The 17,730-nt window shown below is 57.7% G+C and carries 21 protein-coding genes; all 21 read left to right on the top strand.

Going from position 1 to position 17,730, the window contains the following annotated elements; genetic code table 11:
• The 21 genes from ACRZ91_RS09330 to ACRZ91_RS09230 all read left to right on the top strand — a co-directional run bounded on the left by ACRZ91_RS09330 (window position 1) and on the right by ACRZ91_RS09230 (window position 17,719).
• Window positions 1-606: an NADH-quinone oxidoreductase subunit C gene (locus ACRZ91_RS09330; protein WP_170476545.1), complete on the top strand. Its 606-nt coding sequence runs from the start codon at window positions 1-3 to the stop codon at window positions 604-606.
• Window positions 606-779: a hypothetical protein gene (locus ACRZ91_RS09325; RefSeq protein ID WP_010442775.1), complete on the top strand. Its 174-nt coding sequence runs from the start codon at window positions 606-608 to the stop codon at window positions 777-779. The genes ACRZ91_RS09330 and ACRZ91_RS09325 overlap by 1 nt, the downstream gene beginning before the upstream one ends.
• The gene (locus ACRZ91_RS09320) at window positions 779-904 is read left to right on the top strand and encodes a hypothetical protein (protein ID WP_480904543.1); all 126 of its coding nucleotides are present in this window, start codon (window positions 779-781) and stop codon (window positions 902-904) included. The genes ACRZ91_RS09325 and ACRZ91_RS09320 overlap by 1 nt, the downstream gene beginning before the upstream one ends.
• Entirely contained in the window at window positions 904-2,127 is a 1,224-nt protein-coding gene (locus ACRZ91_RS09315) for an NADH-quinone oxidoreductase subunit D (RefSeq protein ID WP_170543420.1), read from the top strand. The genes ACRZ91_RS09320 and ACRZ91_RS09315 overlap by 1 nt, the downstream gene beginning before the upstream one ends.
• Window positions 2,127-3,227, top strand: a complete 1,101-nt coding sequence (gene nuoE / locus ACRZ91_RS09310; protein WP_170775688.1) for an NADH-quinone oxidoreductase subunit NuoE — start codon at window positions 2,127-2,129, stop codon at window positions 3,225-3,227. Before ACRZ91_RS09315 ends, nuoE begins: the two co-directional genes overlap by 1 nt.
• 30 nt (window positions 3,228-3,257) lie before the next feature.
• On the top strand, window positions 3,258-3,479 hold the full coding sequence (locus tag ACRZ91_RS09305) for a DUF5337 domain-containing protein (RefSeq protein WP_010442771.1): 222 nt from the start codon (window positions 3,258-3,260) through the stop codon (window positions 3,477-3,479).
• A gap of 12 nt (window positions 3,480-3,491) precedes the next feature.
• Entirely contained in the window at window positions 3,492-4,790 is a 1,299-nt protein-coding gene (nuoF, locus tag ACRZ91_RS09300; RefSeq protein WP_480904817.1) for an NADH-quinone oxidoreductase subunit NuoF, read from the top strand.
• A 5-nt stretch (window positions 4,791-4,795) separates the two neighbouring features.
• Window positions 4,796-5,212 carry an MAPEG family protein gene (locus ACRZ91_RS09295; RefSeq protein WP_010442769.1) on the top strand — a complete coding sequence of 139 codons (417 nt, stop codon included), beginning with the start codon at window positions 4,796-4,798 and terminating at the stop codon, window positions 5,210-5,212.
• Entirely contained in the window at window positions 5,209-5,712 is a 504-nt protein-coding gene (locus ACRZ91_RS09290) for a DUF3291 domain-containing protein (protein WP_480716408.1), read from the top strand. Before ACRZ91_RS09295 ends, ACRZ91_RS09290 begins: the two co-directional genes overlap by 4 nt.
• A 75-nt stretch (window positions 5,713-5,787) precedes the next feature.
• Window positions 5,788-6,144, top strand: a complete 357-nt coding sequence (locus tag ACRZ91_RS09285; protein ID WP_480716407.1) for a hypothetical protein — start codon at window positions 5,788-5,790, stop codon at window positions 6,142-6,144.
• Window positions 6,145-6,242: 98 nt separating this feature from the next.
• Window positions 6,243-6,647: a DUF5333 domain-containing protein gene (locus ACRZ91_RS09280; protein WP_170476539.1), complete on the top strand. Its 405-nt coding sequence runs from the start codon at window positions 6,243-6,245 to the stop codon at window positions 6,645-6,647.
• Between the two features lie 3 nt (window positions 6,648-6,650).
• On the top strand, window positions 6,651-8,672 hold the full coding sequence (nuoG, locus tag ACRZ91_RS09275; RefSeq protein WP_480904537.1) for an NADH-quinone oxidoreductase subunit NuoG: 2,022 nt from the start codon (window positions 6,651-6,653) through the stop codon (window positions 8,670-8,672).
• 204 nt (window positions 8,673-8,876) lie between these two features.
• Complete coding sequence (gene nuoH / locus ACRZ91_RS09270) at window positions 8,877-9,914, top strand: NADH-quinone oxidoreductase subunit NuoH (RefSeq protein ID WP_480904534.1); 1,038 nt, start codon at window positions 8,877-8,879, stop codon at window positions 9,912-9,914.
• Window positions 9,915-9,916: 2 nt separating this feature from the next.
• On the top strand, window positions 9,917-10,411 hold the full coding sequence (gene nuoI, locus ACRZ91_RS09265) for an NADH-quinone oxidoreductase subunit NuoI (RefSeq protein ID WP_480904531.1): 495 nt from the start codon (window positions 9,917-9,919) through the stop codon (window positions 10,409-10,411).
• A complete protein-coding gene (locus tag ACRZ91_RS09260; RefSeq protein ID WP_010442761.1) occupies window positions 10,408-10,818 on the top strand; it encodes a carboxymuconolactone decarboxylase family protein in 411 nt (136 codons plus the stop codon). Before nuoI ends, ACRZ91_RS09260 begins: the two co-directional genes overlap by 4 nt.
• The gene (locus tag ACRZ91_RS09255; RefSeq protein ID WP_170543433.1) at window positions 10,815-11,417 is read left to right on the top strand and encodes an NADH-quinone oxidoreductase subunit J; all 603 of its coding nucleotides are present in this window, start codon (window positions 10,815-10,817) and stop codon (window positions 11,415-11,417) included. Before ACRZ91_RS09260 ends, ACRZ91_RS09255 begins: the two co-directional genes overlap by 4 nt.
• Window positions 11,418-11,421: 4 nt before the next feature.
• Entirely contained in the window at window positions 11,422-11,727 is a 306-nt protein-coding gene (gene nuoK, locus ACRZ91_RS09250) for an NADH-quinone oxidoreductase subunit NuoK (RefSeq protein ID WP_480904528.1), read from the top strand.
• A gap of 6 nt (window positions 11,728-11,733) precedes the next feature.
• Window positions 11,734-13,914 (top strand): NADH-quinone oxidoreductase subunit L, encoded by a 2,181-nt coding sequence (gene nuoL / locus ACRZ91_RS09245; RefSeq protein WP_480904525.1) that lies wholly within the window; start codon window positions 11,734-11,736, stop codon window positions 13,912-13,914.
• The gene (locus ACRZ91_RS09240) at window positions 13,914-15,458 is read left to right on the top strand and encodes an NADH-quinone oxidoreductase subunit M (RefSeq protein ID WP_170543436.1); all 1,545 of its coding nucleotides are present in this window, start codon (window positions 13,914-13,916) and stop codon (window positions 15,456-15,458) included. Before nuoL ends, ACRZ91_RS09240 begins: the two co-directional genes overlap by 1 nt.
• Before the next feature lie 15 nt (window positions 15,459-15,473).
• A complete protein-coding gene (gene nuoN / locus ACRZ91_RS09235) occupies window positions 15,474-16,916 on the top strand; it encodes an NADH-quinone oxidoreductase subunit NuoN (RefSeq protein WP_480904523.1) in 1,443 nt (480 codons plus the stop codon).
• Window positions 16,917-16,969: 53 nt separating this feature from the next.
• Window positions 16,970-17,719 (top strand): biotin--[acetyl-CoA-carboxylase] ligase, encoded by a 750-nt coding sequence (locus ACRZ91_RS09230; RefSeq protein ID WP_480904520.1) that lies wholly within the window; start codon window positions 16,970-16,972, stop codon window positions 17,717-17,719.
• Window positions 17,720-17,730: the final 11 nt, after the last annotated feature.

Below are 17,730 nucleotides of genomic sequence, written 5' to 3'. Positions count from 1 at the left end.
ATGAGCGAAGCACTCAAAGAACTCGGCGCGCAGTTGGAGCTAAAACGAACCGATTGCGTTCTGTCCTGGGACGTGACGCATGGTGAGCTGAACGTCGATGTGGCGCCGTCGAATCTTGTGGAATTCATCGAATTCCTGAAGTCCGACCGCAGTTGCCAGTTCTCGACGCTTGTTGATATCACCGGTGTCGACTACCCCGAACGCGCCAAGCGGTTTGACGTGGTTTATCACTTTCTGTCGATGTACCAGAACCAGCGCATCCGCCTGCGGGTGTCGATCCGTGAAGAAGATATGGTACCTTCAATTGTCGACGTTCACCCCTCGGCCAACTGGTTCGAGCGTGAGGTGTTCGACATGTTCGGCATCTTGTTCTCGGGTCATCCCGATTTGCGGCGCATCCTGACCGACTATGGGTTCCGCGGCTATCCGCTGCGCAAGGATTTTCCGACCACCGGTTATACCGAAGTTCGCTACGACGAGGCGCAAAAGCGCGTGGTCTATGAACCTGTGTCGCTGGTGCAGGAATACCGTCAGTTTGATTTCATGTCCCCGTGGGAAGGTGCGAACTACATTCTTCCGGGGGATGAAAAACAGGAGACTGAATAATGGGTGGCATCTGGTGGCTGATCCTGTCTGCACTGACCATCATTCCGATGGTGAAGATATTGCCGTTTTTCGGGATCAACAAATACTGGTGCCTGCTCTGTCTGGTTCCCTTTGGCACGATCGCGTTGCTGTGGTGGGTCGGGCTTAAACTGCAAGAGCTGGAGCGCCGCTGATGGGTCTGGGGGAGCTGATCGCGTTGGGGGCGCTGGGGGTTCTGCTGGCCGGGGCTGCTGTTAAGGCGGCTGAGGCGGAAAAGGTCCGGGTTCGGGCCGAAGCGAAGAAGAAACGAGGGCGTTGATGGACGGCTCAAGATACGATGACGGCAGCACGGACGCGCTGAGCGGGGAACAGAAGATCCGCAACTTCAACATCAACTTCGGCCCGCAACACCCTGCGGCGCACGGAGTTCTGCGTCTAGTGCTTGAGCTGGACGGCGAGATCGTCGAGCGTTGTGATCCGCATATCGGCCTGCTGCACCGTGGCACCGAAAAGCTGATGGAAAGCCGGACGTATCTGCAGAACCTGCCGTATTTCGACCGGCTGGATTACGTGGCGCCGATGAACCAGGAGCATGCGTGGTGTCTGGCCATCGAAAAGCTGACCGGGGTTGAAGTGCCGCGCCGAGGTTCTCTGATCCGGGTCCTCTATTCCGAGATTGGTCGCATCCTGAACCACCTGCTGAACGTGACAACGCAGGCCATGGACGTGGGCGCGCTGACCCCACCGCTTTGGGGCTTTGAAGAGCGCGAAAAGCTGATGGTGTTCTATGAGCGTGCCTGCGGTGCCCGTCTGCACGCCGCCTATTTCCGCCCCGGTGGCGTTCATCAGGACCTGCCGCCAGAACTGCTGGACGATATCGAGGCGTGGAGCCACGACTTCCCCGCTGTTCTCGATGATATCGACGGGCTGCTGACCGAAAACCGCATCTTCAAACAGCGTAATGCCGATATCGGTGTGGTGACCGAGGATGACATTCAAAAATACGGCTTCTCGGGCGTGATGGTCCGTGGCTCGGGTTTGGCTTGGGACCTGCGTCGCGCGCAGCCCTATGAATGCTATGACGAGTTCGAGTTTCAGATCCCCGTCGGCAAGAACGGTGACTGCTATGACCGCTATCTGGTGCGCATGGAAGAGATGCGCCAATCGCTGCTGATCATCCGTCAGGCCATCGCCAAAATCCGCGATTGCCCAGGCGACGTTCTGGCACGCGGCAAGATTACTCCGCCGAAACGGTCTGACATGAAGACTTCGATGGAAAGCCTGATCCATCACTTCAAGCTTTATACCGAAGGCTTCCACGTCCCCGCTGGCGAGGTCTATGCCGCCGTTGAAGCCCCCAAGGGCGAGTTCGGCGTCTATCTGGTCGCCGACGGCACCAACAAACCCTATCGCGCTAAATTGCGCGCGCCGGGGTTCTTGCATCTACAAGCCATGGACCACGTTGCCGGAGGCCACCAACTGGCCGACGTCGCCGCGATTATCGGCACCATGGATGTCGTATTTGGAGAGATTGACCGCTAATGCTCCGCCGTCTTCACGCCGAACAACCCGATAGCTTTGCCTTCACCGCTGCCAACCAGCAATGGGCCGAAGCGCAGGTTACGAAATACCCCGAGGGCCGTCAGGCCAGCGCGGTCATCCCGCTGCTGTGGCGCGCGCAGGAACAAGAGGGCTGGCTGAGCCGTCCGGCGATTGAATCCGTCGCCGACATGCTGGGTATGGCCTATATCCGCGTGCTTGAGGTCGCCTCGTTCTATTTCATGTTCCAGCTGCAGCCGGTTGGATCGGTGGCGCATATTCAGGTGTGTGGCACGACCTCCTGCATGATCTGCGGAGCCGAAGATCTGATTGCGGTCTGCAAGGAAAAGATCGCTGCAAAGCCGCATGAGCTGTCTGCTGACGGCAAGCTGAGCTGGGAAGAGGTGGAATGCCTCGGTTCCTGCACCAACGCGCCGATGGCGCAGATCGGCAAGGATTACTACGAAGATCTGACGACCGAGAGCTTTGGCAAGATTCTCGATGATCTGGTGGTGGGCAAAGTGCCAACTCCGGGTCCGCAGAATGGTCGGTATGCGGCGGAACCTCTGAAAGGGCTGACCAGCCTGACGGAGTATGACAGTGGCCGGACGCAATACAACGCCAGTGTTCAGCTTGCGAGCGAACTGGGCGATACCGTCAAGCGTATCGACGGAACCGAGGTTCCAATCCTGACCCCGTGGCTGGGCAAAGATGGCAAAGCTGCTGCAACCAAAGCTGCTCCGAAACCGCCAAAAGCGCCAGCCCCGGCGAAACCTGCAGTGAAACAGGCCGCTGAGGCGAAAGCGGCGAAAGAGGAACAGCCCGAAACGCTGTCTGGTGCGCGGGATGGCAAGCCTGATGATCTGAAAATGCTGAAGGGCGTAGGTCCAAAGCTGGAAGAAACCCTGAACGAGCTGGGCTTTTTCCACTTCGATCAGATTGCCGCATGGACATCAGAGCATGTGGCCTGGGTCGATGCGCGCCTGAAGTTCAAAGGCCGGATCGAACGGGACGGATGGATCGAACAGGCTGCAAAACTGGCAGCTGGTGAGGAAACCGAATTCGCTAAACGTGCCAAGGAAGACGGCACATACGAAGACTAAACGGGTGCCCGTGCGGGGCACCAGGACGAGATGGATAAAGACAGGGAACACGCCATAGCCCGCAAGGGTCGTCACATAGGCATCGTCATCGCCGTGACGATGGTGCTTTGGCTTGGCATGACCTTGTTCATAGGCCCCGCAATGGGTTTGCCAGGGCGCTATGCGCTGCTGTTTGATTTCGCTGCTCTTGCGGGATTCATCTATGCAGGTGTGAACATATTTCAACTCTGGCGCATGCGTCAGGACAGCTGAAGGTAAGACATGATGCTGAAGGATCAGGACCGGATCTTTACCAACATCTACGGGATGCATGAGCGCACGCTGAAAGGCGCGCAAGCCCGCGGGCATTGGGACGGCACAGCTGGCCTGATCAAAAATGGCCGTGACTGGATCATCCAGACAATGAAGGATTCGGGGCTGCGCGGTCGCGGCGGGGCGGGCTTCCCTACCGGCTTGAAATGGTCGTTCATGCCCAAAGAAAGCGACGGACGTCCGGCCTATCTGGTTGTGAACGCAGATGAATCCGAGCCGGGCACTTGCAAAGACCGCGAGATTATGCGTCATGATCCGCACACGCTGATCGAGGGGTGCCTGATCGCGTCTTTCGCAATGAACGCGCATACTTGCTACATCTACCTGCGCGGCGAATACATCCGCGAGCGTGAGGCTCTGCAGGCCGCGATTGACGAAGCCTATGACGCGGGTCTGCTTGGGAAGAATGCCGCTGGTTCCGGCTGGGATTTCGACTTGTTCCTGCATCACGGGGCGGGCGCGTATATCTGCGGCGAGGAAACAGCTCTGATCGAAAGCCTTGAGGGCAAGAAGGGCATGCCGCGCATGAAGCCCCCGTTCCCGGCTGGCGCGGGCCTTTATGGTTGCCCGACCACGGTGAACAATGTGGAATCGATTGCCGTTGTGCCGACCATCCTGCGGCGTGGCGCGGATTGGTTCGCAGGCTTTGGCCGCCAGAACAACGCGGGTACTAAACTTTTTGCGATCTCGGGCCATGTGAACCACCCCTGCGTCGTTGAAGAGGCGATGTCGCTTTCCTTTGAAGACCTGATCGAGACCCATTGCGGCGGTATTCGTGGCGGCTGGGATAATCTGCTGGCGGTGATCCCTGGCGGGTCTTCGGTGCCGTGCGTACGTGGCGAGAACATGCGCGATGCGATCATGGATTTCGATTATCTGCGCGGAGAATTGGGTTCGGGTCTGGGTACAGCCGCTGTGATTGTGATGGACAAGTCCACGGATATCATCAAAGCGATCTGGCGTTTGTCGAAGTTCTACAAGCACGAGAGCTGCGGTCAGTGCACACCGTGCCGTGAAGGCACCGGCTGGATGATGCGTGTGATGGATCGTCTTGTACGTGGCGAAGCCGAGCTGGAAGAGATCGATATGCTGTTCGACGTCACCAAACAGGTCGAGGGCCACACAATCTGCGCCCTTGGCGATGCCGCCGCTTGGCCAATCCAAGGCCTTATCCGTAATTTCCGGGAAGAGATCGAAGACCGCATCAAGGCTCAGAAATCGGGCCGTATGGGTGCGATGGCAGCGGAGTAAACCTGATGGAAGCCTACGCCGAATATTCCCACGCAATTGCGTCATTGGTGATTTTCACCCTGATCGTATTGTTCATGTCGCCGTTTTCGGCGCTCGCAAAAGCCGGCAAGGGGTTGGCACCAGGGGCGACCCCGGATCAGGACTATTCTGACAAGGCTTATCGTTTGAACCGCGCGTATCTGAACGGTACTGAAACGCTGCCTGCGTTCTTGACCGTTACAGTGGCGGCAATCCTGCTGGGTGTCAGCCCGTTCTGGGTGAACCTGCTGGCCTCGGTCGCGCTGTTAGCACGGGTGGTCATGCTGGTGATCCACCTGCGCGGGATCGGCAAACCGCATAGCGGGGTTCGCTCTGTGTCTTATGTAGTTGGGTGGGCCTGCATGGCCGTTCTCGGCCTTATGGCATTGGTGGCTGCGTTTTGATCCAGCCCGACGGATATCACTTGGCCGAATTGAATGTTGGTCGTCTGTTGGCACCTACCGACGATCCACGCGTGGCCGAGTTTATGGCCAACCTGGACCGCGTTAACGGACTCGGCAAGCGGATGCCGGGCTTTGTCTGGATGATGGAAGGTTCAGGTGAACCAGGAACCGGAAATACCGAAAACAGCATCGGAAGCGATCCGCAGTTCGTCGCAAATCTGACAGTCTGGGAAGATGTGGCCAGTCTTGAGAAATTTGTTTGGGGTACCATCCACAAGCAGTTCTACGAACGTCGGCAAGAATGGTTCGAAATACTCGGTGAGCAACATTTTGTCATGTGGTGGGTGCCCAAAGGTCAGCAGCCAAGTTTGGAAGAAGCGCTGGAACGACTAGAGACGTTGCGCACAAAAGGTGCCAGCGAAAGTGCCTTTGGATGGGCAGAATTGAAACAGGCCAGCAAGTGGCGCGACCACCGTTGCGTTCAGGTCGCGGCTGAGTAAGGGGATGGTGATGGACACGATATCCCAGACGCACCGGCAGATACCGCATGCGCCAGCCACGATGCAGGAGTGGTCATGATGGCGAAACGAGGGATTTTGGCGATGTCGGTTTTGGTGGGAGCACTGCTCTCCGCCTGCGGAGAGGCGCCATCACAGGCTACTCGGGTTGCGTTTGACGGCATTTATTTCAGGGCCAGCGCAAAACACGTGAACAAGAGAACTACGCCTTCTGAGTTTACCGTGACAGTAAACGGCGTTTCGCAATCTTTCGACGGTGCGCGTGAAGCTGGCCGCTACGAAGCCACCAAGTTCTGCGTTAAGAATTTTGGTTCTTCCAGAATCGCCTGGAAGGTTGGACCGGATACGGAACCGCAAAACCTGCGTATCGAAAACGATAAACTGACTTTTGCCGGACGCTGCCAACGCCCATGAGTAACCGTATAGCATATCACGGCGGGACCGGCGGCTTGTTATTGCATAGCAAGCGCGCCGACCATCGTCTTGGGAATCCCAAGACGAAAGGAAATGTTATGTCTTTGATACGACTGGTCGCCGCGATTTGCGTAATATCTATCCCGGTTCTGGCTGAGGCGAAGCCACCCTTGCGCGAAGTCAAAGAGATCGACAACGAACTCTATTACATCGCGATCGCAAACGAGATTTCGGAGTATTGCCCGTCAATAAGCGGGCGTCGGCTCAAGGCGATTGGTGTCATGTGGGATTTGCGCTCGAAAGCGAACAAACTTGGATATTCGGACAAGGAAATCCGGGCTTATGTGGATTCGGATTCTGAAAAAGATCGTATGCGCGCCAAGGGCGAAAGCTATCTGGCGCAGAACGGCGTATCTTACGAAAATCCCAAAACCTTCTGCACATTGGGCAAGAAGGAAATTGAAAGAAACAGCGCCATCGGCGTGTATTTGAGGGCGAACTAGACCATGTCTGACCTCCGCAAAGTCAATATCGACGGACAGGAAATCGAAGTCGATGGCGCGATGACCCTGATCCAAGCCTGTGAGCAGGCCGGGGTCGAGGTGCCGCGCTTTTGCTATCACGAGCGTCTGTCGATTGCCGGGAACTGCCGGATGTGTCTGGTCGAGGTCGTTGGCGGCCCGCCGAAACCTGCGGCCTCCTGCGCGATGCAGGTACGCGACTTGCGTCCGGGTCCGGAAGGGCAGGCACCTGTGGTCAAGACAAACTCACCCATGGTCAAGAAGGCCCGCGAAGGGGTGATGGAGTTTCTGCTGATCAACCACCCGCTGGATTGCCCGATCTGCGATCAGGGCGGTGAGTGTGACCTGCAGGATCAGGCGATGGCCTATGGTCTGTCAGGCACACGCTTCAAAGAAGCCAAGCGTGCCGTGGATGATCTGGACCTTGGCCCGCTGGTTGGCACCGCAATGACGCGCTGCATCAGCTGTACCCGCTGCGTGCGTTTTACGACCGAAGTCGCTGGGATCACCCAGATGGGCCAGACCGGGCGTGGGGAAGATGCCGAGATCACGTCGTATCTGAACCAGACTCTAGACTCGAACTTGCAGGGCAACATCATCGATCTGTGCCCTGTCGGGGCGTTGACTTCGAAGCCGTATGCCTTCACCGCCCGCCCTTGGGAACTGACCAAGACTGAAAGCATCGATGTCATGGATGCCATGGGCTCGAACATCCGCGTGGATACCAAAGGTCGCGAAGTGATGCGCTTCTTGCCGCGCAATCATGATGGTGTGAACGAGGAATGGATCAGCGACAAGACCCGCTTTGTCTGGGATGGTCTGCGCCGTCAGCGCCTGGATCGGCCTTACGTGCGGGAAAACGGCAAACTGCGTCCGGCGTCGTGGCCAGAGGCACTGAACAAGGCCGCAGAGGCGTTGAAAGGGGCTGATAAACCTGCGGGCATCGTGGGTGATCTGGCCCCGGTCGAGGCCGTATTCGCGCTGAAACAGATGATTGAAGGGCAGGGCGGTGTTGTCGAATGTCGCACCGATGGTGCCAAGCTGCCGGCGGGTAACCGTGGGGCATATGCCGGTACAGCCGCGATTGAAGATATCGACAGCGCCGAGCGTATCCTTCTGGTTGGCACCAATCCACGTGATGAAGCGCCGGTTCTGAACGCCCGCATCCGCAAGGCATGGGCACACGGTGCCGAGGTAGCTTTGGTCGGGCCCGCCGTCGATCTGACCTATGAGTATCACCTTGTAGGCGACGACCGTGCTGCGCTGCAAACCGTCGTTGATATGGGTGGCGATGATGAGATCAAGGGCAAGCGCTCTCTGGTCATCGTCGGGCAAGGCGCGCTGCAAGAGGCTGATGGCTCTGCCGTTCTGGCCGCCGCGCAAACCATTGCAAGCAATACCGAAAGTGGGCTTATCGTTCTGCACACCGCAGCATCGCGCGTGGGAGCCATGGATGTGGATGCCACCAGCGAAGGCGGCATGGATGCGGTCAGCGCGGCCGATGTGATCTATAATCTCGGCGCCGATGAGGTCGAGATCGGCGATGGCGCCTTTGTGATCTATCAGGGCAGTCACGGCGATCGTGGAGCGCACCGCGCCGATGTGATACTGCCCGGTGCGGCTTACACAGAAGAAAACGGCCTGTTCGTCAACACGGAAGGTCGACCTCAACTCGCGATGCGTGCAGGGTTTGCGCCGGGGGAGGCTAAGGAAAACTGGGCCATCCTGCGGGCGCTGTCGGCCGAACTGGACGCCACTTTATCCTACGATTCGCTGGCGCAGTTGCGTACCGCCCTGATCGAGGCCGTTCCGCATCTGGCGCGTATTGACGAGGTGATCGAGAACGAAGTGGTAGCTCTGGATGCCGGAAGGCTCGGCGAGGCCAGCTTCCGCAACGCGATCAAGGATTTCTACCTGACCAACCCGATTGCCCGCGCCTCGCAACTGATGGCCGAGCTTTCGGCACAAGCGCAGGCCCGCAAGACCGAGAAGATTGCGGCGGAATGAACCAGACACGTTTCATATCGCAGACAAACGCGGTGCCCGGGTGGCAGTTAGCCGCGCCGGAATTGCGTGTGAAATCGAAGATTAAGGGTGGCGTAAAGACGGCAGATGCTGTTTACACCAACGCGCCGACCCAGCCGCAGATTGCGCAGGCAACTGGCCTTTGCATCGCACGCGGAAAACGGAATACCCACGGTGTGAGGACTAATGGCTGAATTCTTTAACACCCCAGGCGGAATAGCCATCATTATTCTGGCGCAAGTGCTTGCAGTTGTGGCCTTTGTGATGATCTCGCTGTTGTTCCTCGTTTACGGCGACCGCAAGATTTGGGCAGCGGTTCAGATGCGCCGTGGACCCAACGTGGTGGGCGTCTACGGATTGCTGCAATCGGTGGCAGATGCCCTAAAATATGTGGTCAAAGAGGTTGTTATACCCGCCGGTGCCGACCGCACGGTGTTTATCCTCGCACCATTGACCAGTTTTGTTCTGGCGATGATCGCCTGGGCGGTGATTCCGTTCAACGATGGCTGGGTTCTGTCGGATATCAATGTCGCCATACTCTATGTCTTTGCGGTGTCCTCGCTGGAAGTTTATGGCGTGATTATGGGTGGTTGGGCGTCAAACTCAAAGTACCCGTTCCTGGGATCGCTGCGCTCGGCGGCGCAGATGATTTCCTATGAAGTCTCCATTGGTCTGATCATCATCGGCATCATCATCTCGACCGGTTCGATGAACTTCGGTGATATCGTCCGCGCGCAGGATGGCTCGTTCGGCTTCTTCAGCTGGTACTGGTTGCCGCATTTCCCGATGGTCTTCCTGTTCTTCATCTCGGCGCTGGCCGAGACCAACCGGCCACCTTTCGACCTTCCCGAAGCGGAATCAGAACTGGTCGCCGGCTATCAGGTCGAATACTCGGCCACGCCTTTCCTGCTGTTCATGGCCGGTGAATACATCGCCATCTTCCTGATGTGCGCCCTGACCACGCTGCTGTTCTTCGGCGGCTGGCTGTCGCCGATCCCGGGCTTGCCCGATGGCGTGTTGTGGATGGTCGCTAAGATGGCGTTCTTCTTCTTCCTCTTCGCGATGGTCAAGGCCATTACCCCCCGCTACCGCTATGACCAGCTGATGCGGCTGGGCTGGAAAGTATTCCTGCCGTTCTCACTGGCTTGGGTGGTCTTCGTGGCCTTCGCAGCGAAATTCGACTGGTTCTGGGGTGCGTTCGCCCGTTGGAGCGTAGGAGGCTGATCATGACCCAATTCGACTACACCCGCGCTGCCAAATACTTCCTTTTGCAGGACTTCTGGGTCGGCATGAAGCTGGGGCTGAAGTATTTCTTCGCCCCCAAAGCCACCGTGAACTATCCGCACGAAAAAGGACCTCTGTCGCCGCGTTTCCGGGGTGAACACGCCCTGCGCCGTTACCCAAATGGCGAAGAACGCTGCATCGCTTGTAAACTGTGCGAAGCGATCTGCCCGGCGCAGGCCATCACCATCGATGCCGAGCCACGCGAAGACGGCAGCCGTCGCACCACGCGCTATGACATCGACATGACCAAGTGCATCTATTGCGGCTTCTGTCAGGAAGCCTGCCCGGTCGATGCCATCGTCGAAGGCCCGAATTTTGAATTCGCCACGGAAACCCGCGAAGAGCTGTTCTACGACAAGGAAAAACTGCTCGACAATGGCGAACGCTGGGAAGCCGAGATCGCTCGCAATCTGGAAATGGACGCGCCGTACCGATGAGCGATAGCCCGACAAATCCGTTTGAGCTGATGATGAAGCAGGCTCAGGACATGGCCAAGGCGATGAACCCGGCGATGGAGAATTTCTCGCCCAAAGGGTTCGAGGCGCTGTGGCCAACCATGCCCAAAGAGGTCATGGAGATGATGTTCGGCAACACCGTCAACAAGGACGGGCTGGATGCCAAGACCCGCCTGTTGCTAACGCTGGCCGGGCTGACCTGTCAGGGCGCGCAGGCGGACTCGGCGGTGCGCCAGACTGTGCGCCATGCATTGGAAGCAGGCGCCAAGAAACAAGAGATCGTGGAAACGATCGGGCAGATGTCGGTCTTTGCCGGCATCCCGGCCATGACCCGCGCGCTGGATCTAGCGCAAGAGGTCATGGGCGATAACGAGGATGAGGATCAATGACCGTCTTTGCCTTCTACCTGTTTGCCATCAGCGCCATCACCGGAGGGCTGTTTACGGTAATCAGCCGCCAACCGGTGCATTCGGTGCTGTGGTTGATCCTGTCCTTTCTATCCTCGGCCGGGCTGTTCGTTCTGTTGGGGGCCGAGTTTGTGGCGATGCTGCTGATCATCGTCTACGTGGGCGCGGTCGCGGTGCTGTTCCTGTTCGTGGTTATGATGCTGGACGTGGACTTTGCCGAACTCAAGGCCGAGATGGCGCGCTATATGCCGTTGGCCTTGCTGATCGGTCTGGTCATTCTGATGCAGTTCGTCATGGCCTTTGGCGCATGGGATAGCGCTCAGGGCGCGGCGGCCAATCTGGCGCAGCCGGTCCCGATCGACCGCCACAACACCGAGGCGCTGGGTGTCATCCTCTATGATCAATACTTCCTTCTGTTCCAATTGGCGGGGCTGATCCTGCTGGTGGCCATGATCGGCGCAATCGTGCTGACGCTGCGCCACCGTCAGGACATCAAGCGTCAGGACATCATCGGCCAGATGATGCGCGACCCGGCCAAAGCGATGGAGTTAAAGGACGTGAAACCGGGGCAGGGGCTATAAGACGATGGTCGGACTTGAACACTATCTTACGATCGCGGCGACGCTGTTTGTCATCGGCATCTTCGGTCTCTTCCTGAACCGCAAGAACGTCATCATCCTACTGATGAGCATCGAACTGATGCTGCTGGCGGTGAATATCAACCTTGTGGCATTTTCCAGTTTCCTCGGCGATCTGGTCGGGCAGGTGTTTACGCTGTTCGTTCTGACCGTGGCGGCGGCCGAGGCGGCGATCGGGCTGGCCATTCTGGTCTGCTTCTTCCGCAACCGCGGCACCATCGCGGTTGAAGACGTCAATATGATGAAGGGGTAAGAGAACATGGAAACCACCATCCTCTTTGCCCCGCTGGTGGGCGCGCTGCTCTGCGGGTTTGGCTGGCGCTTTATCGGCGAGAAAGCCGCCATGTGGACCGCAACAGGCCTGCTGTTTCTGGCCTGTCTGCTGTCGTGGATCGTGTTCTTCGCGTTCGACGGGGTTACGCAACAGATCGAGATCATGCGCTGGATCGAGAGCGGATCTTTGTCGACAAGCTGGGCTATTCGGCTGGATCGTCTGACCGCGATCATGCTGATCGTGGTGACGACTGTTTCGGCGCTGGTTCACCTCTATTCCTTCGGCTACATGGATCATGATCCGCAGTGGCGCGAAGGCGAAAGCTATAAGCCGCGTTTCTTTGCCTATCTGTCCTTCTTCACCTTCGCCATGCTGATGCTGGTGACGGCGGATAATCTGGTGCAGATGTTCTTTGGCTGGGAAGGCGTGGGCGTCGCCTCATACCTGTTGATCGGCTTCTACTATCGTAAGCCGTCGGCCAATGCCGCTGCAATGAAAGCGTTTATCGTCAACCGTGTCGGTGACTTTGGCTTTGCGCTCGGGATTTTCGCGCTGTTCTTCCTGACGGACAGCATCAACTTCTCGGACATCTTCGCATCCGCTCCTACGTTGGCAGAAGAAAAGCTGCACTTCCTGTGGGGGGAGTGGACCGCGATTGAAGTGATCTGCGTCCTGCTGTTCATCGGCGCGATGGGTAAATCAGCGCAGTTGATCCTTCACACCTGGTTGCCCGACGCGATGGAAGGCCCAACGCCTGTATCGGCACTGATCCACGCGGCGACGATGGTGACCGCGGGTGTGTTCCTGGTCTGCCGCATGTCGCCGCTGATGGAGTTCGCTCCGGGAGCGACCGGGTTCATCACTTTCCTTGGGGCCTCGACCGCATTCTTCGCGGCGACCGTGGGTCTGGTTCAGACCGACATCAAACGCGTCATCGCCTATTCGACCTGTTCTCAGCTGGGATACATGTTCGTGGCCGCTGGCGTCGGCATGTATTCAGCGGCGATGTTCCACCTGCTGACACACGCATTCTTCAAGGCGCTGCTATTCCTTGGTGCAGGCTCGGTCATCCATGCAATGCATCACGAGCAGGAAATGACCGAATATGGTGGCCTGCGGAAGAAGATACCTTATACGTTCTGGGCGATGATGATCGGCACTCTGGCGATTACTGGCGTGGGTATTCCGCTGACCACTTTCGGCTTCGCCGGTTTCCTGTCGAAAGACGCAATTATCGAAAGCGCGTATGCCGGTGGCACTGGATATGCCTTCTGGATGCTGGTCATCGCTGCGATGTTCACATCGTTCTACAGCTGGCGCCTGATCTTCCTGACCTTCTTTGGTGAGGAGCGTGGCGACAAGCATACCCATGAACATGCGCATGAAAGCCCAATGACCATGTTGGTACCGCTGGGCGTGCTGTCGCTGGGTGCAGTGTTTGCCGGGATGATCTGGTACGGCAATTTCTTTGGCCATGCGGATAAGGTGGGCAAGTTCTACGGGATTCCAGTGGCCGAGGCATCAGAGCATGCAGAGGCGGGCGATCACAGCAAAGCGGATTCGCATGGCGAAGATAGCCACGCGAACGATAGCCACGCAGATGATAGCCATGACGATACCGCCCATAAGGATGACGGGCATGGTGAGAAGGACGCGCATGGTGAGAAGGACGCGCATGGCGGCGATCACCACTATGTCTTTGCCGGAGAACCGGGTGAAGGTGCGCTTTATATGGCACCCGACAACCATGTGCTGGACGATGCGCACGCAGCCCCGAAATGGGTTAAGGTCTCACCCTTTGTAGCGATGTTACTCGGGTTCATCGTGGCTTACTGGTTCTACATCGCGAACACCTCGCTGCCTGCACGTTTGGCCGCGAACCAGCGTCCGCTCTACCTGTTCCTGTTGAACAAATGGTACTTTGACGAGATCTACGATGCGATCTTTGTCAAACCCACCGTGGCGCTTGGCCGGTTCCTGTGGAAACGTGGTGATGGCAACACAATCGACGGCTTCCTGAACGGGGTTGCGATGGGCGTGGTGCCCTTCTTCACGCGCCTCGCGGGGAAAGCTCAGACCGGTTACATCTTTACTTACGCCTTCTGGATGGTCTTGGGCATTGCTGCCCTTGTCACCTGGATGTCTATCGGCGGAGGCGCACACTAATGGACAATATCCTATCTATTGTCACCTTCATCCCCGCCATCGCTGCAGGCATTCTGGCCCTGTTCCTGCATGGTGAGGACGTAGCCGCGCAACGCAACGCCAAATGGGTGGCGCTTGTTGCCACATCCGTGACTTTCTTGGTCTCGATCGGCATCTACACAGGCTTTGATCCGTCCAACACCGGCTTCCAGATGGTGGAAGAGGGCGAGTGGCTGCTGGGCCTAAAATACAAGATGGGTGTGGATGGAATCAGCGTTTTGTTTGTGCTGCTGACCACCTTCATCATGCCGCTGACCATTCTTGCCAGCTGGAACGTCACGGATCGAGTCAAAGAATACATGATCGCCTTCCTGCTGCTGGAAACGCTGATGCTGGGCGTGTTTATGGCGCTGGATCTGGTGCTGTTCTACCTGTTCTTCGAGGCGGGCCTGATCCCGATGTTCCTGATCATTGGTATCTGGGGTGGCAAAGACCGGATTTATGCCAGCTTCAAGTTCTTCCTCTACACCTTCCTTGGCTCGGTGCTGATGCTGGTGGCGATGGTTGCGATGTACGCGGATGCGGGCACCACGGATATCGAGGCGCTGATGAGCCATCAGTTCTCGTCGGAAGGGTTCAGCGTGCTGGGCGTGTATATCGTCGGCGGTATGCAGACGCTTATGTTCCTGGCCTTCTTCGCGTCGTTTGCGGTGAAGATGCCGATGTGGCCTGTTCACACCTGGCTGCCGGATGCGCACGTTCAGGCGCCAACGGCGGGATCGGTTGTTCTGGCTGCGATCCTGTTGAAGATGGGTGGCTATGGCTTCCTACGGTTCAGCCTGCCGATGTTCCCGGTGGGTTCGGCGGTGATGACCGATGTGGTGCTGTGGATGTCGGCGATAGCCGTTGTCTACACCTCGCTTGTGGCGCTGGTGCAGGAGGATATGAAGAAGCTGATCGCCTATTCCTCGGTCGCACATATGGGCTTTGTGACCATGGGTATCTTTGCAGCGAACCAGCAGGGCATTGACGGCGCGATCTTCCAGATGCTCAGCCACGGGTTCATCTCGGCCGCGCTCTTCCTTTGCGTCGGTGTGATCTATGACCGAATGCACACCCGCGATATTGAGGCGTATGGCGGTTTGGTAATCCGGATGCCCGCCTATGCGCTGGTCTTCATGTTGTTCACCATGGCAAATGTTGGCTTGCCGGGTACGTCCGGATTCATAGGAGAATTCCTGACCCTGATGGGCGCCTTCCAGGTCAACACATGGGTAACGGCTGTGGCCGCGACCGGTGTGATCTTCTCGGCCGGCTATGCGCTTTGGCTGTACCGCCGTGTGGTGTTTGGCGATCTGATCAAGGAAAGCCTGAAAGCCATTACCGACATGAGCTCGCGCGAGCGGCTGATCTTTGCGCCTCTGATCGTGATGACCATTCTGCTGGGTGTTTATCCTTCGCTGGTGACCGATGTGATCGGCAACTCGACGGCTGCGTTGATTTCGAACTATGACACGGCTCTGGCCGCGGCTGAGACCGCGACCCAGTCAGCCGCATCGCATTAAGGAGGCTTTGGAGACATGATCCAGGCTGATCTGACAATTATCCTGCCGGAAATCGTTCTGGCAATCTATGCGATGGCGGCGCTGATCGGGGCTGTCTACACGACAAAGGATGGGCTGGCACCGGTATTGGTCTGGTCAACGGCAGGGCTTATGGCGTTGCTGGCGATCTGGATCGCGACGAATGGCGATGGCACGAATATTGCTTTCAACGGCATGTTCGTGGATGACGGATTTGCCCGGTTTGCCAAAGTTGCAATCCTTCTCTCTGCAGCCGCAGTCCTGCTGATGAGTCAGGATTACATGGCACGCCGTGGTCTGTTGCGTTTTGAGTATCCGCTTCTGGTGGCTCTGGCCGCTGTTGGCATGATGATGATGGTCAGCGCGGGCGATCTGATGTCGCTTTATATGGGCCTCGAGTTGCAATCGCTGTCACTTTACGTTGTAGCCGCGCTGCGTCGGGACAGTGCCAAATCGACCGAGGCGGGACTGAAGTATTTTGTTCTGGGCGCGCTCAGTTCTGGCCTGCTGCTTTACGGTGCGTCGCTGGTCTATGGCTTTACCGGAACGACTTTGTTCTCGGGCATCATCCAGACCGTGCATCACGACGACGTATCACTCGGCCTGCTATTTGGCCTTGTTTTGCTGATATCGGGCCTTGCATTCAAAATCTCTGCCGTGCCGTTCCACATGTGGACACCGGATGTGTATGAAGGCTCACCGACACCCATTACCGCGTTCTTTGCCACTGCCCCGAAAGTGGCCGCGATGGCCCTGTTCGCGCGTGTTTTGCACGATGCCTTTGGCGGGGTTGTCAAAGACTGGCAGCAGGTGATCGTTCTGTTGTCAGTCCTGTCGATGCTGCTGGGTGCGGTCGCGGCGATTGGGCAGCGTGACATCAAGCGCCTGATGGCGTTCTCTTCGATTGCACATATGGGCTATGCCCTGATTGGTCTGGCCGCTGGTACCGAGATGGGCGTCAAGGCCATGCTGATGTATCTGGCAATCTATGTGACGATGAACATCGGCACATTCGCCTTCATCTTGATGATGGAGCGTGATGGCAAGCCAGTGACGGATATCGATGCATTGCGTCAGTATTCAAAACGTGACCCCGGGAAAGCTCTGGCTGTTCTGATCCTGATGTTCAGCCTTGCGGGCGTGCCCCCGATGCTGGGCTTTTTCGCCAAGTTTGGCGTCTGGCAAGCTGGTGTAGAGGCCGGGTTGACCGGTCTGGTTATTGCCTCGGCAATCGCTTCGGTCATCGGTGCGTTCTATTACTTGCGGATCGTGTTCTACATGTATTTCGGGGCTGAGAACGAGGACCCGATCGAAACGCGATCGTCACCAGTTCTGTGGGGCGCTCTGATGGGGTCTGCCGCGCTGATGCTGATCGGTGTGTTTTATCAGTTCGGAATCGAAGGCGCTGCAGCTGCGGCGGCGACAACGCTTGTCAACTGATCTTGGTTCCGTAAACAGAAAGGGGCTCGGTCACTGTACCGGGCCTTTTTGACATGAGTGATTGGCCGCAAGGATACGGGCTGCATGTACTGCAGGAGGTGGACAGCACCCTAAACGAAGCCGCGCGACTCGCGCCGACCGCCTCGGGACCCGTCTGGATTTTGGCGCATCGCCAGACCGCAGCGCGCGGTCGGCGTGGTCGTGCCTGGACCAACCCCAAGGGCAATCTGGCCGCGACCTTGCTGATGCGACCGCCTGGAGATCCGGAACAAGCCGCGCTTCGCAGTTTCGTCGCGGCCCTCGCACTTTACGATGCCTGCGTCGCGGTGACCGGTCGAGCGGCGGGTCTGTCACTGAAGTGGCCTAACGATGTGTTGCTCAACGGTGGCAAGCTGGCTGGCATCTTGCTGGAAAGCACTGGGCAGGGACGAGGTGTTTCGCATCTGGCAATCGGCATTGGCGTCAATCTGTCCGAGGCTCCCACCGCTGGCAGCGTCGAACCCGGCGCCGTGCGGCCGGTGTCGTTGCTGTCGGAAACCGGTTCCAATGTCACGCCTGAGGATTTTCTGGCAGAACTGGCTTCGGCCTATGCCCACTATGAAACCCAGTTCATGACGTATGGGTTCGATCCGATCCGCACCGCGTGGCTCTCTCGCGCAGCACGGCTGGGCGAGGTTATTACCGCGCGTACCGCAGCGTCCGAGACGGTAGGAACCTTCGAAACGGTAGACGCGGGTGGCAGCCTTGTCCTAAACACCGCCAAGGGCCGTGTCAGCATTCCTGCCGCGGACGTCTATTTCTAAAGGGGGCACAA

The sequence above is a fragment of the Ruegeria sp. O11 genome (genome assembly GCF_056535285.1).
This window is presented reverse-complemented; position numbering and strand designations above follow the sequence as displayed.